At 74.1% G+C, this 16,363-nt stretch carries 15 protein-coding genes; 8 read left to right on the plus strand and 7 right to left on the minus strand.

What is annotated here, in order from left to right; genetic code table 11:
* Positions 1-212: 212 nt before the first annotated feature.
* The 3 genes from ACFV1W_RS19420 (at position 213) to ACFV1W_RS19430 (ending at position 2,710) form a co-directional block, all read left to right on the plus strand.
* Entirely contained in the window at positions 213-809 is a 597-nt protein-coding gene (locus ACFV1W_RS19420; protein WP_380418065.1) for a helix-turn-helix domain-containing protein, read from the plus strand.
* A gap of 65 nt (positions 810-874) precedes the next feature.
* Positions 875-1,822: a signal peptidase I gene (gene lepB / locus ACFV1W_RS19425; protein WP_380418067.1), complete on the plus strand. Its 948-nt coding sequence runs from the start codon at positions 875-877 to the stop codon at positions 1,820-1,822.
* A gap of 228 nt (positions 1,823-2,050) precedes the next feature.
* Complete coding sequence (locus ACFV1W_RS19430) at positions 2,051-2,710, plus strand: zinc ribbon domain-containing protein (protein WP_380418069.1); 660 nt, start codon at positions 2,051-2,053, stop codon at positions 2,708-2,710.
* An 81-nt stretch (positions 2,711-2,791) separates the two neighbouring features.
* On the opposite strand, the gene ACFV1W_RS19435 is transcribed toward ACFV1W_RS19430, so the two are convergent.
* The gene (locus tag ACFV1W_RS19435) at positions 2,792-4,453 is read right to left on the minus strand and encodes an LCP family protein (protein ID WP_380418071.1); all 1,662 of its coding nucleotides are present in this window, start codon (positions 4,451-4,453) and stop codon (positions 2,792-2,794) included.
* 219 nt (positions 4,454-4,672) lie between these two features.
* Here ACFV1W_RS19435 and ACFV1W_RS19440 point away from each other — a divergent pair, with 219 nt between their 5' ends.
* Both ACFV1W_RS19440 and ACFV1W_RS19445 read left to right on the plus strand, forming a co-directional pair.
* Positions 4,673-5,041: a hypothetical protein gene (locus ACFV1W_RS19440; protein WP_380418073.1), complete on the plus strand. Its 369-nt coding sequence runs from the start codon at positions 4,673-4,675 to the stop codon at positions 5,039-5,041.
* A 135-nt stretch (positions 5,042-5,176) separates the two neighbouring features.
* Positions 5,177-6,391: a trans-sulfuration enzyme family protein gene (locus ACFV1W_RS19445; RefSeq protein ID WP_380418075.1), complete on the plus strand. Its 1,215-nt coding sequence runs from the start codon at positions 5,177-5,179 to the stop codon at positions 6,389-6,391.
* A gap of 223 nt (positions 6,392-6,614) precedes the next feature.
* Here ACFV1W_RS19445 and ACFV1W_RS19450 read toward each other — a convergent pair whose 3' ends face one another.
* A complete protein-coding gene (locus tag ACFV1W_RS19450) occupies positions 6,615-8,396 on the minus strand; it encodes a SpoIIE family protein phosphatase (protein ID WP_380418077.1) in 1,782 nt (593 codons plus the stop codon).
* A 252-nt stretch (positions 8,397-8,648) separates the two neighbouring features.
* Between ACFV1W_RS19450 and ACFV1W_RS19455 the strand changes: the two genes are divergently transcribed.
* A complete protein-coding gene (locus ACFV1W_RS19455; protein WP_380418079.1) occupies positions 8,649-9,932 on the plus strand; it encodes an ROK family protein in 1,284 nt (427 codons plus the stop codon).
* A 7-nt stretch (positions 9,933-9,939) separates the two neighbouring features.
* Here the strand turns inward: ACFV1W_RS19455 and ACFV1W_RS19460 are convergent, their stop codons facing one another.
* Positions 9,940-10,314 (minus strand): S1 family peptidase, encoded by a 375-nt coding sequence (locus tag ACFV1W_RS19460; protein ID WP_380418081.1) that lies wholly within the window; start codon positions 10,312-10,314, stop codon positions 9,940-9,942.
* 629 nt (positions 10,315-10,943) lie between these two features.
* Between ACFV1W_RS19460 and ACFV1W_RS19465 the strand changes: the two genes are divergently transcribed.
* On the plus strand, positions 10,944-11,456 hold the full coding sequence (locus tag ACFV1W_RS19465; protein ID WP_380418083.1) for a hypothetical protein: 513 nt from the start codon (positions 10,944-10,946) through the stop codon (positions 11,454-11,456).
* 1 nt (position 11,457) lies between these two features.
* On the opposite strand, the gene ACFV1W_RS19470 is transcribed toward ACFV1W_RS19465, so the two are convergent.
* A complete protein-coding gene (locus ACFV1W_RS19470) occupies positions 11,458-11,697 on the minus strand; it encodes a hypothetical protein (RefSeq protein WP_380418085.1) in 240 nt (79 codons plus the stop codon).
* Here ACFV1W_RS19470 and ACFV1W_RS19475 point away from each other — a divergent pair.
* Positions 11,696-11,995: a YciI family protein gene (locus ACFV1W_RS19475; RefSeq protein ID WP_380418087.1), complete on the plus strand. Its 300-nt coding sequence runs from the start codon at positions 11,696-11,698 to the stop codon at positions 11,993-11,995. The genes ACFV1W_RS19470 and ACFV1W_RS19475 overlap by 2 nt on opposite strands.
* Positions 11,996-12,007: 12 nt before the next feature.
* Here the strand turns inward: ACFV1W_RS19475 and ACFV1W_RS19480 are convergent, their stop codons facing one another.
* The 3 genes from ACFV1W_RS19480 to ACFV1W_RS19490 all read right to left on the minus strand — a co-directional run bounded on the left by ACFV1W_RS19480 (position 12,008) and on the right by ACFV1W_RS19490 (position 16,309).
* Positions 12,008-13,099: a PP2C family protein-serine/threonine phosphatase gene (locus tag ACFV1W_RS19480; RefSeq protein ID WP_380418089.1), complete on the minus strand. Its 1,092-nt coding sequence runs from the start codon at positions 13,097-13,099 to the stop codon at positions 12,008-12,010.
* Positions 13,100-13,388: 289 nt separating this feature from the next.
* Positions 13,389-15,971: a SpoIIE family protein phosphatase gene (locus ACFV1W_RS19485; RefSeq protein WP_380418091.1), complete on the minus strand. Its 2,583-nt coding sequence runs from the start codon at positions 15,969-15,971 to the stop codon at positions 13,389-13,391.
* Positions 15,972-16,138: 167 nt separating this feature from the next.
* Positions 16,139-16,309: a hypothetical protein gene (locus ACFV1W_RS19490; RefSeq protein WP_380418093.1), complete on the minus strand. Its 171-nt coding sequence runs from the start codon at positions 16,307-16,309 to the stop codon at positions 16,139-16,141.
* Positions 16,310-16,363: the final 54 nt, after the last annotated feature.

Below are 16,363 nucleotides of genomic sequence, written 5' to 3' on the forward strand. Positions count from 1 at the left end.
CCTGGCGGCGCCCCCGGGGGGCCCAGGGCGAGGCCTTGCACCGCGCTCTTCCCCCCCCGGGGGGGGGGGTTCCGGGGGGCCGGGGGGGGGGGGGCCGGGTGGCCTGGGGCGGCCCCCCCCGGGCCCCGCCGTGTGCCCCGCCGCTCTCCGGGAGAACCGCCACCGGTGTGCCGGATTGACAAACACCCTTGCCGTCCCGGCGAATAGCAGGCATGGCCGACGAAGAGTTCGAGAACGTCCTCACCACGGTGGGCCCCCGGCTGCGGGCCCTGCGCCGGGAGCGCGGCACCACGCTCGCCAAACTGGCCGCCGCGACCGGCATTTCGCTCAGCACGCTGTCCCGGCTGGAGTCCGGGCAGCGCAAGCCCACCCTGGAACTGCTGCTGCCGCTGGCCCGGGAGTACCGGGTGCCGCTGGACGAACTGGTCGGCGCCCCGGCCACCGGAGACCCCCGGATCCACCCGCGCCCGGTGACCAGGAACGGCCAGACCATCGTCCCGCTCACCCGCCACCTCGGCGGTCTGCACGCGTACAAGCACATCCTGCCGCCCGGCCGGAACAGCGGACCGGAGCTGGAGCTGAAGGTCCACGAGGGCTACGAGTGGCTGTACGTGCTCTCCGGGAGGCTGCGGCTGGTGCTCGGCCCGCATGACCTGGAGCTGACGGCCGGTGAGGCCGCCGAGTTCGACACCCGGACCCCGCACGCCTTCGGCAACGCCGGTTCGCAGCCGGTGGAGTTCCTCAGCCTGTTCGGCCCGCAGGGCGAGCGGATCCACGTCAGGGCGCGCCCGGGAACCTCTGTTCGGTAGGTTCGTTCCCTGTCAGGGAGTCCCCGCTTCGGGCTCCCGCCGGGCCGTCGGGAGGGGCCGATTAGATGAGTGTGCAGCAGAGTACGGAGTCCGGCGAGAGCGGCGGAACAGAGGAGAGGCCGGCGACCGGACCGGGCAGGGCCGGGACGGGGGGTGACCAGCCGGCGGCCGGCCAGGAGGAGAAGGCGGCGGCCGGGCCGGAGGAGACGCCCGGCGCCGGTGCGAAGCCCGCGCGCAAGAAGCGCCCGTTCTGGCAGGAGCTGCCGATCCTGCTGGTGATCGCCCTGCTGCTCTCGCTCGGCATCAAGACCTTCTTCGTGCAGGCCTTCTCGATCCCCTCCGGTTCGATGGAGAACACCCTGCAGATCGGCGACCGGGTGCTGGTCGACAAGCTCACCCCGTGGTTCGGCGCCGAGCCGGAACGCGGAGAGGTGGTGGTCTTCCACGATCCGGGCGGTTGGCTGGAGGACGCGGCGCCGAAGGACGACGGCATCATGGGCAGCGTGCAGAAGGTGCTGAGCACCGTCGGCCTGATGCCCTCGGCGGACGAGAAGGACCTGATCAAGCGGGTGATCGCGGTCGGCGGGGACACCGTCGAGTGCAACGCGGGCAGCCCGGTGAAGGTGAACGGCGCCGCCCTGGACGAACCGTACCTGTTCGCTGGGGCGACGCCCTGCGACAACGACCCGGTCGGCACCGTCACCGTGCCCAAGGGCAAGCTGTGGGTGATGGGCGACCACCGCAACAACTCGCGGGACTCCCGCCCGCACCACAACCTCACCGGGGACGGCTTCGTGCCGGTGGACGACGTGGTCGGCCGGGCCTTCGTGGTCGCTTGGCCGATCTCCGACTGGTCCACCCTGCCCGTCCCGGGCACCTTCGACAAGGTGCCCTCCGGCGCGGCGGGCGCCCTGCCGGAACAGGAGCCCCCGGCCCCGGCGGCGCTCGCCCTGGCCGGTGTGGTGCCGATCGCGCTGTGGCGGCGCCGGCGGTCGCGGCGCAGGACGGGCTGAGCCGGACGGGTCGAGCCGGACGCGCCGAGCCGGAACGGCTCCCCGGGAACTCCACCCGGTGGTACTCCGGCCACCGGAACCCGCCCGCCGTGCCCCACGCCGGGTGGGGTTCCGGCGGGGGGCCGCGGGGTCGTGAAGAGCGTGTCGGGAATTCGGTGGAACCGTTCAAAGACCCATGTCGTCCCTGGGAGCGACTGCCGGCAGGCCACTTCAGCAACCGGGGACGACGTGAGTTCCGAGATCTACTTCAGCGACAACTACCGTGATCTGTGCGAGCAATACGGCACGGGTGCGGGCTTCCAGTTCGAGTTCTACTGCTACCGCTGCTCCGACACCTGGCGCTCGCCCTTCGAGCGGTTCACCACCGGCCAGGTGGCGGGCTGGATAGGCAAGGGCGTCAACGCGGCCTGGAACCTCATCGGCGGCAACGCCAACACCATCAGCAACGCCGCGGACGGCCTGGCCGGCCAGACCTGGGGCACCTCGCGGGACGCCGCCTTCCAGCGCGCGATCGCCAACGCCCGGTCGAACTTCAACCGGTGCGCCCGCTGCACCCACTACGTCTGCGGCCGCTGCTTCACCCCGGAGCAGGGCCTGTGCCTCACCTGCGCCCCGGACACCGCGGCCGAGGCGGCGGCGGCCCAGCGGCGCGGCCTCAACGACATGGTGACGGACCGGGCGTACCAGGTCGGCCAGCAGGCCGGGGCGGAGTTCGACGTCCGCACGCCGACCCAACTGGTCTGCCCGCAGTGCCGGGCCGAGACCCACGGCACGCCGTTCTGCCCGGGCTGCGGGTTCAGGCTGGCGCAACCGGTCCAGTGCGGGCAGTGCCACAAGGACGTGCCGGAAGGGGCCGCGTTCTGCCCGTCCTGCGGGACGAGGCGCTGAGCGGGCGGTGGCCGGAACGGGCGGGCGCCCACGGACCCGGAGTCCGCGGGCGCCCGCCCGTTCGTCGTCGCCGCGGGCGGCTCAGCCGTACGACACGTTGGCACACGGGTCGTCGTCCGCCGAGCGGGCGGTGCCGCTGACGCTGGTCGGCAGTGGGGCCGGGGCGCTGGGGGCGCCGGGCGCCGAGGTGGCGGCGGAGGCCGGGTTGGCGGCGGCGAAGTCGTGGCCGAGCACCACGCTCAGGCCGCGGCCGCCCGGCTGGACGGTCGCGCCCGGGAACAGCTTCGCGACCGACTCGGCGGCGGTGCGCTCGCCCGTGCCGTACTCGACCACGGTGGTGCTGCGCGGCTTCCCGGCGGCGTTGCCGACGGTGGTGACGGTGTAGCCGGCGCCCTTGACGGCCTCGGCCCCCTTGCTGCCGAGGCCGCTCTCGCCGGTGCCGTTGAGCACGGCGACCTTGATCTCGGCGTTCCTGGCGTCCGCGGTGGGGGTGGGCGCTGCCGCGGTGGTGGGCGGGGCGGCGGGCGCGGCGGAGTCGGTGGCGGCCGGGCTCTGGGCGCTGGCGTCCTGGCCGTCGACGGTGCGGTCGGCCTTGAGCGCGGCCCAGAGCTGGTCCACGTCGGGGTGTACCAGGGCTACCCGGGGGCCCTCGTAACGCCAGGGCGCGGTGAGGAACTTGACGTCGTGCAGGTTGACGTCCTTGATCGACATGGCGAAGGACATCAGCTTGGCGGCGGAGCCGAGGTCGGGGTCGACGGTCAGCGACTTGGTCGCCGCGTCGGCGAGCGGCAGCAGGGTGGTCGGGTCCATGCCGCGGTCCTTGACCTGCTTGATGAGGGAGGAGAGGAACGCCTGCTGGCGCTTGGTGCGGCCGATGTCGGAGCCGTCCCCGATCCCGTGCCGGACCCGGACGTAGTCCAGGGCGGCCTGGCCCTCGACCTTCTGCTTGCCCTTGGCGAAGATCAGCTTGCCCTTGCGGCCGAGGTTGGGGTTGAGGTCGCCCTCGTAGATGTTGTTCGGCAGGCAGACCTCCACACCGCCGACCGCCGAGGTCATCGCGGCGAAGCCGCTGAAGTCCACCACGATGGTGTGGTCGACGCGCAGGTTGGTGAGCTTCTCGACGGCGTTCTGGGTGCAGGCGGGGTTGCCCTGGTCGGTGTTGCCCACCGAGAAGGCGCTGTTGAACATCACATTGGTCTGCTCCTTGGTCCACTTGCCGTTGGGGAGCTTGCACGGCGGGAGGTTGACCAGGGAGTCGCGGGGGATCGAGATGCCGACGGCGTGCTTGTGGTCGGCGTAGATGTGCAGCAGGATCGCGGTGTCCGAGCGGGCGCCGTCGTCCCCGCCGCCGCCCAGGTCGCTGTTGCCGTTGCCGCGGCTGTCCGAGCCGATCAGCAGGACGTTCACCGGGGTGCGGCCCTGGGCGTCCGGTGCGGCTGCCTCCGGGCGGTCCTTGCTGAGGGCGTCGCCGTCGAAGGTGCTGATGTTGCTGTTCAGGCGGTAGTAGACGGCGCCGCCGGCGAGCACCAGGAGGGCGGTGCAGCCGGCGGTGGCCCAGAGCACCTTCTGCTTGGTGCTGCGCTTGCGCTTGGGCTTGGGCTTGGCCCGGCTGGTGGGGCGGGTGTCGGATATGTCCTTGTCCGTCCCGCCCTTACCGGGGTCGGCCGCGCGACCGGCGGCCCTGTGTCCACCGGCCCGGCGCGGCGAATTCTCGGTCTCGGTGGAACCCCTGCGACCCGACACGGCGTCATCCTCCACAGTTGCCACGGAACCCCCGTCGGAGCGGTGGCTTGCGTGGTCCTGGGTCGGAGTGGATCCGGGCCGGCCCGTCGCTAAACTTTTACACCGCTGTAGAACTTTCAGTGGAGCATACTAGGCGCAGATGAGAAAAATACTGGTCAGACCATGAGAGAAGGTCGCCGGGTCTCATCTCCGTCGCTCCGTACCCGCACGAGGAGCACGATGACTCACCGGATCGCACGTTCGATGGCCGGCGCCCTGGTGGCGCTGCTGGCCGCCGTCGGCCTCGGCGCCGCGGCGTCGAGCGCGACGGCGGTGGCCGCCACCCGGACCGCCGCCGGAAGCGCGGCCGTCGCGCCGGCGGCGGCGTCCGCAAATGTGGCGCACGTCACGCAGGTTGCGCCCGCGACGCAGGGCTCGCAGGCCGCCCGGGTCACCCACGCCGCGGCGAAGCAGGAGAAGAAGAAGTCGGGCTTCTTCGCCAAGCTCGGCAAGTTCCTGCTGGTCGTGGTCATCCTCGTCATCGTTGTCGTCATCCTGCTGATCTGGGGCATCGTCCACTTCGTGCGGCGGCTCTTCCGCCGTCGCTGAGTGGCCGACGAACTGCCGAAGGGTTGCCGCTGAGCCGCCGCTGAGCCCGCCCCGGGTGCCGGAACAGCTCCGGGGCGGGCCACTTGGCTGCGATTGGCCCTGTCCGGCCCGGTCGCGACCCCACAGGATGGCGGCATGAGCGACCACCGCACCGACCGCACCGATCCCGCCGAGGCGCTGCGCCCCGAGAGCCGGATCGTCCACCCTGCGCTGGCCGAGACCACCGGCAGCCGTCCGCTGGGCGTCCCGCTGCACCAGAGCCACCTGTTCGCCTTCGAGACCAGCGAGGCGCTCACCACCGCCTTCGGCGGGCCCGACGGGGCGTTCTTCTACAACCGGTTCGGCAACCCCACCGTCCGCTCGCTGGAGAGCGCCGTCGCCGACCTCGAAGGCGGCACCGGCGCCATCGCCACCGCCTCCGGCATGGGTGCCATCAACAGCGTGCTGCTGGCCCTGCTGCGCTCCGGCGACCACGTGATCGCCCAACGGAGCCTGTACGGCGGGACGTTCGCGATGCTGGCCGACCTCGCGCAGCGGTGGGGCGTCGAGGTGACCCACGTCTCGGGCGACGACCCGGACGAGGTCGCTGCGGCGCTGCGGCCCAGTACCCGGCTGCTGCACCTGGAGACGATCTCCAACCCGACCACCCGGGTCACCGACCTGCCCGGGCTGATCGAGGTCGCCCGGGGCGCCGGGGTGCTGAGCGTGGTCGACAACACCTTCGCCACCCCGCTGCTGTGCCGACCGATCGAGCACGGTGCGGACGTGGTGATCCACTCCGCCACCAAGTACCTGGGCGGGCACTCCGACGTCCTCGCCGGCATCGCCGTCTTCGCCGAGACCGACCTGCACCGGAAGGTCTGGCACCACGCGACCGAGCTCGGCGCCAGCGCCGACCCCTTCGCCGCCTGGCTGACCCTGCGCGGCCTGCAGACGCTGGCCCTTCGGGTCCGCCGCCACTGCGACACCGCCCTCGACCTGGCAGCCCGGCTCTCCGCCCACCCGGCGGTCTCCGCCGTCCACTACCCGGGCCTGCCCTCCCACCCCGACCACGACCTCGCCCGCCGCCTCCTGCCGGACGGCCACGGCGGCGTCCTCGCCTTCGACCTGGCCGGCGGCCGCGAGGCGGCCCGGGTCTTCACCGAGTCCGTGCGCCTGGCCTCCCTGGCGCCCTCGCTCGGCGGCGTCCACACCCTGGTGCTGCACCCGGCCAGTACCTCGCACCGGCAGCTGTCGGACGGGGAACTGGCCGCGGCGGGCATCGGTCCGGGCACGGTCCGGGTGTCGGTGGGCATCGAACACCCGGAGGACCTGTGGACGGACGTGGAGCAGGCCCTCGCGAAGGCCTGACCGCCGGGCGGCAGCCGCTGGGTGGCAGCCGCCGGGCCGTAACCGCCGGGTGGCAGTCGGCGGGCGGTAGTCCGGCCGCGAAGGGTCCGTTCCCGCGGGCAGGACGCGGTCGGGTGGGAACGGACATCCGGGGTTTCGTGGAGTGCCGCACCTGGGGCCCCGCCTCGATCCGGGGGAGCGGGCCCGGTGGGCGGCCGTCGAGCCGTCGCCCGGCTACGGGCCGTCAGCGCGGTCTGGGGCGGGCGGCGAGGAGGGCGATGTCGTCCTCGGCGGCCGGGGCCGGGGGCGGGGCGAGGGAGTGGAGGACGGCGTCGAGGAGGTCGTCGAGGTCGCCGGCGGCGGGGAGGCGGAGAGCGGCGAGGCGCTCCAGGGAGGTGTCGATGTCCTCGTGGCGGCGTTCGACCAGGCCGTCGGTGTAGAGCAGCAGCGTCTGCCCGGTGTCGAGCGGGTGGGCGGTCTGCTCGTAGCCGCCGAGGCCGGTGCCCAGCGGGGGGCCGGTGGGGACGCGCAGCAGTTCCGTGGGGCGGTCCGGCGCGATCAGGGCGGGTGGGAGGTGGCCGGCGCTGGAGAGGGTCCAGCGGGCTCGGCCGGGGTCGGCGAGGGCCAGGAGGCAGGTCGCGGGGCGGGCGGAGTCATCGGTGGAGATGACGGTGTCGAGCTGGCCCAGGATGCGGTGCGGCGGCAGGTCCGTGGCGGCGATGTCGCGCAGCGCCGAGCGGTAGTGGCTCATGTCGACGGCGGCCTCGACCCCGTGCCCCATGACGTCGCCCATCGCCAGCAGGGTGCGGCCGAACGGCAGCCGGACGGTCTCGTACCAGTCGCCGCCGACGACCGAGCTGCTGCCGGAGGGCAGGTAGCGGGAGGCGACGGCGAGGTTCTGGTGCGGGTTGCCGGGCTCGCTCAGCAGCGCGCGCTGGAGTTCCAGGGCGATGCCCTGGGAGTGGGTGTAGCGGCGGGCGTTGTCGATGGCGACGGCGGCACGGGCGGCGAGGTCGCCGAGAAGGTCGGCATCCGCGGGGGTGAAGGCAGGGGCGGCGGCGGTGCGGCCGAGGGTGAGCAGCCCGACCAGGCGGCCGCGGGCGGCGAGCGGCAGGACGAGCAGGGAGGCGGCATCGGCCGGGCAGGCGTCCGCGGGGCCGGGTTCGGTGCGGACGGCGACGCCGCTCGCCAGGCCGCGGGCAGCGGCAGAGCCCTCGCGGTGGCGGACGGACTCGCCCGGGCGGGGCAGTTCGGCGAGGGCGGCGTCGAGCGCGGGCACGGCCCGTACGGCGGCGCGGTGCAGGCGCCGGGCGCCGGAGCGGCCGGGGCGGGCGGGTTCGGCTTCGGGCGGCAGCACGTCGACGGTGGCGAGGTCGGCGAGGGCGGGCACGGTGAAGGCGGCGAGTTCGGCACAGGTGGTGGCCGTGTCGAGGGTGGTGCCGATCCGTTCGGCGGCGGCGTCCAGCAGGGCGAGCCGGGCGCGGGCCCGTTCGAGTTCGCCCGGGGGCTCGGGGGCGGGGGCCCGTTCGGGCTCGCGCGGGTGCTCGGGGGCCGCCGCGGGGCCGTCCAGGACGACGACGATGACGCCGGTGGCCCGCCCGGCCCGCCGCAGCGGCCGGTAGCGCACCCGTAGGCCGGGCGGCACGGGGGAACCGATGCCCTCGGGACCGCCGGTGACGTGTTCGTGGTCGTGTCCGTCGGCGAGGACGCGGCGCAGCGGCTCGACGGCGCCGGCGAACGCGGTGGTCCCGGCGGTGCGGCCGAGGAGGTCCGCGCGGCGCAGTCCGGTGGCGGCGGTGAAGGCTGGGTTGAGGTAGCGCCAGCGCAGGTGCTCGTCGAGCAGGGCGACGCCGACCGGGGCGGCGGCGAGCACCTCGCGGAGCAGGTCGGGATCGGTCTCGAACCGGCCACTGCCGGTGACCGAGCCGAGGCTCGCGGCGAGGGCCGCCGCGGTCGCCGCCAGGGAGCGGGCGTCCGGGGACGGGGGCGGGGTGCCCTCGGGTCGGTTGCCGTGCCGGGAGTGCATGGGTCCATGATCACGCGCCGGGGCGCGGCGCGCCCACGACTGGGTGAAAGCTTGACCGGCCGGAGGCGGTCCCGTAGCCGAGCCGTGGCCGGTTGCGTGCGCGTGCACGCACCGGCGGGGGAGGGCTTGAGCGGTCGGCGCCGGGTGATCACCGGTCATACTTGGGCGGCGGCGCCCGACACCGGGTGCCGCGGGCGGTGCCAGGGCCCGCCGCCCGTGGCGGACCGTCAGCAGCCCAGACCGGAGGAACCGATGAGCCCCCACCAGCCGACCAGTCGCCCGGCGGCCGGGGCCCCCGGGGTGCCGTGGAACCGGCAGCGGCTGCGCAGCAACAACGAGTGGCTCCTGCTGGAGCTGCTGCGTACCGGCGGCGGCACCTCCCGCGCCCAACTGGCCCGGGACACCGGCCTGTCCAAGCCCACCGTCTCCGCGGCGCTGGCCGACCTGGAACAGGCCGGGCTGGTCCGCGAGGCCGGGCGGGTGGCCCCCGAGCGCGGCCGCACCGCGGTGCTGTACGAGGTCGACCCGACCGCTGGCCACGTGCTGGGCGTGGACGTCGGCCGGGCCCGGCTGCGGGTCGCGGTGGCGGACCTCGCCGGGACCGTGGTCGCCCGGCGGGACGTGGCCAACCGGGGCCGGACGGCGGACGCCGTCGCGGACGCCGTGGTCGCCGCCGCGCGGGAGGCGACCGCTGAGGCGGGCCTGGGCGCCGCGGACATCGTGCACGCGGTGATCGGCACGCCCGGCGTGTGGGACGAGGAGCGGCGCGGCGTCCGGTACGCCACCAGCCTGCCGGGCTGGGGCCGGCCGGGGTTGTTCGACCGGATCGGGGAGGGGCTGGGAACGGCCGTCACGGTGGCCAACGACGCCAACCTGGCCGCGCTCGGCGAGTACACCCTCGGCGCCGGGCGGGGCAGCCGGATGTTCGCCTACCTGCTGGTCGGGACCGGGCTCGGGCTGGGCGTGGTCAGGGACGGCGAGCTGCTGCTCGGCGCGCACGGCGCGTTGGGCGAGATCGGGCTGGTGCCGCTGCCCGGCCTTGCGGGCGGCCCTGGCGGGCCGGGGGAGTCGGGCGGGGCGAGCGGCCCGGGCGGGCCGGGGGAGTCGGGAGAACCGGGCGGGACGACGCTGGAGCAGGAGGCCGCGGCGGACGCGGTGGTGCGGGCCGCCCGGGGGTTCGGGCTGGAGGAGGAGGGCGGTGAGCAGTTGACCGCCAAGCAGGTCTTCGAGCGGGCCCGGGGCGGCGACGCCGCCGCGCTGCGGGCGGTGCGGTGGGAGGCGGAGCGGCTGGCCTACGCCGTCGCAGTGCTGTCCGCCGTGCTCGACCCGGACCTGCTGGTGCTCGGCGGCGGCATCGGCAGCAGCGCGGATCTGCTCCTGGAACCGCTGGAGCAGGCCCTGCACCGCTTCGCTCCGATGCGTCCGACGCTCGCGCCGAGCCTGTTGGGGGAGGAGGCGGTGCTCCTCGGCGCGGTCTCCACGGCGCTGGAGACCGCCCGTCCCGAGGTGTTCGAGCGCCGGACGGCTGAGCTGTGAGACGGTTTCAGCCGGTGGCCAGGGTCAGGCCGTAGGTGCTGTGGATCAGGTTGACCGGCTGGAAGTAGGTCTCACCGCCCGAGGAGCAGTCGCCGGAGCCGCCCGAGGTCACGCCCTGGGCCTGGTCGCCGGAGATGAACGAGCCGCCGGAGTCGCCCGGTTCGGCGCACACGTCGGTGCGGGTGACGCCGTAGACGCTGCCCTCCTGGTAGTTGACGGTGGCGTTCTGCTCCTCGACGGTGCCGCAGTGCCAGCCGGTGGTGGAGCCGGAGCGGCACACCGAACCGCCGACCGTCTGCTCGGTCGAGCCGCTCACCGTCACCGCGCCGCCGGCGTAGTCGTTCACCTGCGGCTGGGCGGTCCACTCCGGGCCTGCCGCCACCCAGGACCAGTCGTTGCCCGGGAAGGTCGAGCCCTGGAAGGCGCCGATCGAACTGCCGTCGGAGGCTGTCGCGTCGTCCGGGCCGGCCGCAGTGGCCGGCGCTGACGAAGCCGGGCCGGCCGCCCTGGGTGACCGGGAAGCCGATCGAGCAGCGGGCGGCGTTGTCGATGTAGTACGTGTCCCCGCCGTGCAGGTCGGCGAGCGGCCGGGGCGCGGCGGTGGCCCGCTCGACCCGGACCAGCGCGCGGTCCACCCCGGACCGGACCAGGAAGGCCTCGGTACGGGTGTCGTCGGCGGACTGCACCACGACGGTGTTGGAGTCCTTGGCCCGGTCCAGGGCCTTCAGCGGGTGCCGGACGACGGTCGCCCGGCCGCCGTGGGCGGTGATGGTGCGGGCGGCGGAGGCGTCCGTGGTGGCGACCACCAGCTCGGCCCGCGGTCCGTCGAGCCAGGCGCCGGCCCAGCGGTCGCCGAGCGCCTGGGCGAGGGCGTCGCGGCCCGCGGCCCGTCACGCCCGGGCGGCCGGATTGTCTCGATCTGCAAACGAGTGGGGAAAGCGTGGCCACCGCGTGTGCGGGTTCTGCTTGACTCGCACGCCTCGCCCATACGGAACGGAGCGTTCTCCCCTCATGACTTCACGGATACCCGGCCGCCGCCGGGCGGCCGGCCTGGCCGGATTCGCCGGACTCGTCCTCACCGTCGGCCTGGCGCTGGCCGGTTGCGATCCGTCGGCGGCGGACGGCAAGGCGTCCCCGGCGCCGATCACCGCGGCGGGTGCGCCCGTCGCGCCCACGCCGAGCGCGCCCCCGGCCCCGCCGGTGGTCACTCCGTCGACGCTGCCGGCCTCGCCGTCCGCCCCGCCGCCGTCCGCCCCCTCGGCCCCGTCCGCCACCCACCCGCAGACGCCGGCCGCCAAGCCGCAGCCCAAGGCGACCACGGCGCAGCCGCCGACCGACCCGGAGCCGCAGCCCACCCGGGCGGCGGCCGGCGGCTCTGGGTGCGAGATCCGCTCCAACGCGGGCAACTGCTACGCGGCCGGGCAGTTCTGCCGCAACGACGACCTCGGCCGGAGCACCCACGACGCCGGCGGACGGGTCATCTACTGCCGGATGGTGAGCGGAAAGCCGCACTGGCAGGCGTGAGTCACCCGCCCGGGGTGGACCGGAACAGGTGCTCGTAGGCCTGGAGCAGCAGGCCGTACTCCCGGGCGGAGGCCAGGGTGTGGCCGTCCAGCGGGTCCGGCTGAGGGCGCCGGTGGCCTGCTGCTCCGGCTCGGTCGCGGGCTGCGCGAACCCCGGCTCTCCTGGTGGTCCTGCTCGGCCGCCACCGGCGCCACTGCCTCTGCGTGTCCGGTCGATCACCCAGCGCTATGATGCCGATCATGTTCATTCTTGACCTGACCTACATCGCGCCGCTCGATCGCATCGAAGCGGCCCACCCCGAGCACGTCGCCTGGCTCGACTCGAACTACGAATCCGGCGTCTTCATCGCATCGGGTCCCAAGGACCCCCGCGATGGAGCGGTCATCGTGGCGGTCGGTGTCGACCGGACGCGGATCGAGGACATCACCAAGAGCGACCCGTACTCGGTGGCGGGGCTGGCCGAGTACACCATCACGAACTTCCGCGCGATGAGGACGTCGCCGGCGCTGGAGGAGTACCGGCACCAGCGGCCGGCGTAACAGGTCAACCGGTCATCGCTCCCGGCGGACGGCGAGCAGGGCCGCGTCGTCCGTCAGACCGGAGCCGACGTGCGCCCGCACGTCCAGGAGCAGCTCGTCCAGCAAGGCGTCCGGCTCCCCGTGCGGCAGCGCGGCCAGGCGCTGGGCGAGCGGGTAGAACCGGCTCGCCGCGTCCCGGGCCTCGGACACGCCATCCGTGTAGAGCAGCAGCAGGTCGCCGCGGTCGAAGGCGATCGACCCGGCGTGGTAGTCCCCGCCGACCAGACCGAGCAGCGCCAGCGGGGGTGCCTCGGCGGACGGCTCCACCGTGCTGACCCGACCGTCGTGGCAGAGCAGCGGCGGCGGGTGCCCGCAGTTGACCACGACCGCCGGTCCCGGTGTGTCGGGGATGCCGACCAGGACCGCGGTGACGAACTCCTCGCTCTCCGGACGTCGAGCGAGCGCCGAGTCCAGCCTCCTGGCCACCTCCGCCAGATCCGGTTCGGCCCGCGCGGCGTCACGGAACACCCCCAGCACGTCGGCGGCGGTCTCCACCGCGGCCAAGCCCTTGCCGCACACGTCGCCGAGGAACAGCCGCACTCCGTACGGGGTCGGCATCACCTCGTACAGATCCCCGCCGATCTGTGCCTCGGCCTCCGCCGCCACATAGCGCACCGCGACCACCAGCGGCCCCATCCGCCGCGGCACCAGGCGCAGCAGGGCACGCTGCGCGGCCTCGGCGACCGTGTGGACCCTGTGCAGCTCCCGCTCCTGAGCCGTCACCACCACGACGTTGACACAGCTGAAGAAGGTGACCACGACCACGGTGGCCACCGCGGTCGCCATCACGACATCGGGCACGCCGGCGTCGTAGGCCGCCATGCCGACGACGATCGCGCCGGCGACCACCCCGGCTGTCAGTGGGATCGTGGCCCTGCGGGCGCCCACCCCGGCCAGGACGGGGAGGGCGGCGAGCATCGGGGCGAACGTGATACCGGGCCCACTGGCGAAATCCAGCGCCACCGCGATCGCGACCAGCACATAGCCGCCGATCGTGACCCGGTGCGACCACCTGGGCAGGAATCGCGGCGAACGCCACGCCCTCGTGTTCGAGACATCAGCCACCGGACTGCCCTTCTGCACCGCTGGCCCCCACGGCCGCGTCGCTCTCCCCACTCCACAGTTAAGCGCCTCTCCCCTCCCGGATCGACCGGCAGCGCCGCATCGACACCTCCGACCCGCGCGCTGCGGCCCGCGCCTCGGAGCAGGACGCGCTCGGCAGGATCCGGTCGAAGAACGCCGATGCCCTGGCGAGGGCGCCGGCGCAAGGCCGCCGTCCTTCGGCGGGTACGCCCGCCCCGACGGGGGCGCCGGTCGGCGGGGGCGCCGGTCGCGGTCGGCCCGGTCGCGGTCGTCAGTCCTCGGCGGGCAGGGCCTGCTCGGCCCAGATGGTCTTGCCGTCCTCGGTGTAGCGGGTGCCCCAGCGCTCGGTGAGCTGGGCGATGATGTACAGGCCGCGCCCGCCCTCGTCGTCCCGCGCGGCCTGGCGCAGGTGCGGCGAGGTGTGCCCGGTGTCGGAGACCTCGCAGATCAGGCTGCGGTCCCGGATCAGCCGGACCCGGACCGGCCCGGGGGCGTACCGGATCGCATTGGTGACCAGCTCGCTGACGATCAGCTCGGTGGTGAACACGAGGTCCGCCAGGCCCCATTCGTCCAGCCGCCCGGCGACACTGCGACGCGCCTGGGCGACCGCCGCCGGGTCGGGCGCCAGCTCCCAGTCGGCGACCTGCCCGGCGCCGAGCCGACGGGTGCGGACCAGCAGCAGGACGGCGTCGTCGTCCACCGGTCCGGGCAGCAGGGTCGCCATCGCCTCGTCGCACAGGCTCTCCAGCGGCCGGTGGAGCCCGGCCAGCGTCTCGGCGAGCTCGCGCCGGCCGTCGACGGTCTCCACCAGGCCGTCCGTGTGCAGGGCGATCAGGCTGCCGGCCGACAGGTCCAGCTCGGCACGCTGGAACGGCGGGCCGCCCAGCCCCAGCGGCCGCCCGGCCGGCAGCTCCGCGTAGCGGACGCCGCCCGCCGGGTCGGCCACGACGGGCGGCGCGTGGCCTGCCCGGGCCATGCTGCACCGGCCGTCGACCGGGTCGTACACCGCGTACAGGCAGGTCACGCCGACGCCGCGCGGGCTGCCCCGGTCGTCCTCCTCGCGCACCACGTCGTCCAGGCGGGCGAGCAACTCTTCCGGATCCAGGTCGAGCCGGGCCAGCACACGGACGGCGGCCCGCAGTCGGCCCATCGCGGCGGCGGCTCCCAGGCCGTGGCCGAGCACCTCGCCGACCACCAGGCCGACCCGGCTGCCGGACAGCGGGATGACGTCGTACCAGTCCCCGCCCACCCCGGAGCGGGCGTCGGCCGGCAGGTAGCGGCTGGCCGACTCGACCGCGCTCAGGGTCGGCAGCCGGTGCGGCAGCAGGCTGCGTTGCAGCCGCAGTGCCGCGGTGTGCCCCCGGGTGACCACCGGCATCAGGGCCAGGCCGACAAGCAGCGAGCCCAGCCCCAGTACGGTCACCCCGCTGACCCGGCCGAGCAACGGCAGCCGGACGGAGGTCGCGCCGTAGTCGGGGGCGGCGTAGACGTGGAAGGCGGCGTAGCAGAACAGGAAGAGCATGATCAGCCCCCCGATCCCGGGCAGGACGCCTTTGAACAGCAGGTCCCGGAGGCTGCGGGTGAGCACCCGGCGGTGGTACCAGACGCAGGCGAATCCGGTCAGACCGTAGTAGAAGGCGATTGCCAAGCCCACCGAGTCGATGGAATCGGCCAGGACGTCGTGGCTGACCGAGGTGAGCAGCACCAGGAAGACGATCGACACCAGCCCCATGCCGACGGTCGACCAGGTCGGGGTCAGGAACCGGCGGTGCAGCCGGGCGAAGCCGGCCGGCACGGTCTTGTGCGCGGCCATCGAGAAGACGGTGCGGGCGGCCGGCAGGATGGTGGTCTGGGTGGACGCGACCGCCGAGGTCAGCACCATCAGGATCAGCAGTTCGGTGAGGGCGGGGCCGAGCCCGGTGGTGCCGAACACCGCCCCACCCAGGCCGGAGAGCACGTCCTTGGAGTTGTCCGGGTTGGCCAGCCCGATGCCCGTGGTGCCGACCCCGGCGAAGGCCTGTGCCGAGGTGGAGACCAGACCGTAGAGGACCAGCAGCAGGACGGTGGACAGCACGGCGGCCCGCCCGGGGGTGTGCCGGCTGTCCGCGGTCTCCTCGTTGACGGTGAGCGCGGTGTCCCACCCCCAGTAGATGAACACCGCGGCGAGCACCCCGGTGGTCAGTGCCTGGGGGGAGGGGACGTTCAGCGGATTGAACCAGGAGGCGGAGACGTGCATCGCGGTCGGCGGCCCGTCGGTGTACACCTTGATCAGGGCGGTGACGGCGAGCAGCAGCAGGGTCGCGACCTCCAGGCAGACCAGCCAGCGCTGCAGGGCCGCCGACACCTCGATGCCCACGTAGCAGACCGCCGTCATCAGGGCGATCCAGACCACCCCGGCCACGGTGGTCCACACCCGGCTGGCCGCCAGCGACTCCAGCCCGACCAGCCGGAAGCCGTAGATGCCGGCGATCTCTGCCAGGTTCGCCATTGTGATCACGTCGGCGACGATCAGGCCCCAGCCGCCCATCCAGCCGGTGTGCGGGCCGAACGCGCGGGTGGACCAGGCGAAGGTCGTCCCGCAGTCGGCGTTGACGGCGTTCAGTTCCCGGTAGGCGTACGCGATCAGCAGCATCGGCACGAACGCCAGCATGGTGATGATCGGGGCCTGCAGCCCCACCCGGGCCACGATCAGGCCGAGCGTCGCCGCCAGGCTGTACGCCGGCGCGGTCGAGGAGATCCCGATCGCCACCGACGAGAACAGCCCCAGGGCGCCCGACCTGAGCCCCTTCTCACCGGCGCCGGGCCCGGGCGCGAGCGGCGTGGCGGACTCAGCGGGGCGGGGGGAGCTCTTCACACCAGTTACCAACTCCGCGTCTCACGGCGGCAAGCCTTGCGATCACCATTCTTCCCGCCCGCCGGGAGGGCCGCCAGACGGGCCCGCCTCGCAGTGGACCGGGGTGATCCAGGAAGGCTCGCCGGTCGATGAGGGGAGAGAAGCCGGCCGCGGGGTGTCGCCCACGGTCACGCACTGTCCTCGGTGGCCTGCGGGGCGGTGCAGAGGATGCCGCGGGCGGGCCGCATGGCTGCATCGACCAGAGCGTTGCTGAGGTGGCCGGGTTTGACCCTGGCGAAGACCTCCGGTGTGGTGGAGGTGTCCGGGCTCTGCCCCCCACGGAGGTCCTCGTGACCCACCGTAATGCCCGCTTGACCGTGCGCGGCAGGCGCACGAGGCCGCGGCCCGCGACC

The organism is Kitasatospora sp. NPDC059648 (assembly GCF_042734825.1).
In the GTDB taxonomy this organism is placed as follows: Bacteria; Actinomycetota; Actinomycetes; order Streptomycetales; family Streptomycetaceae; genus Kitasatospora.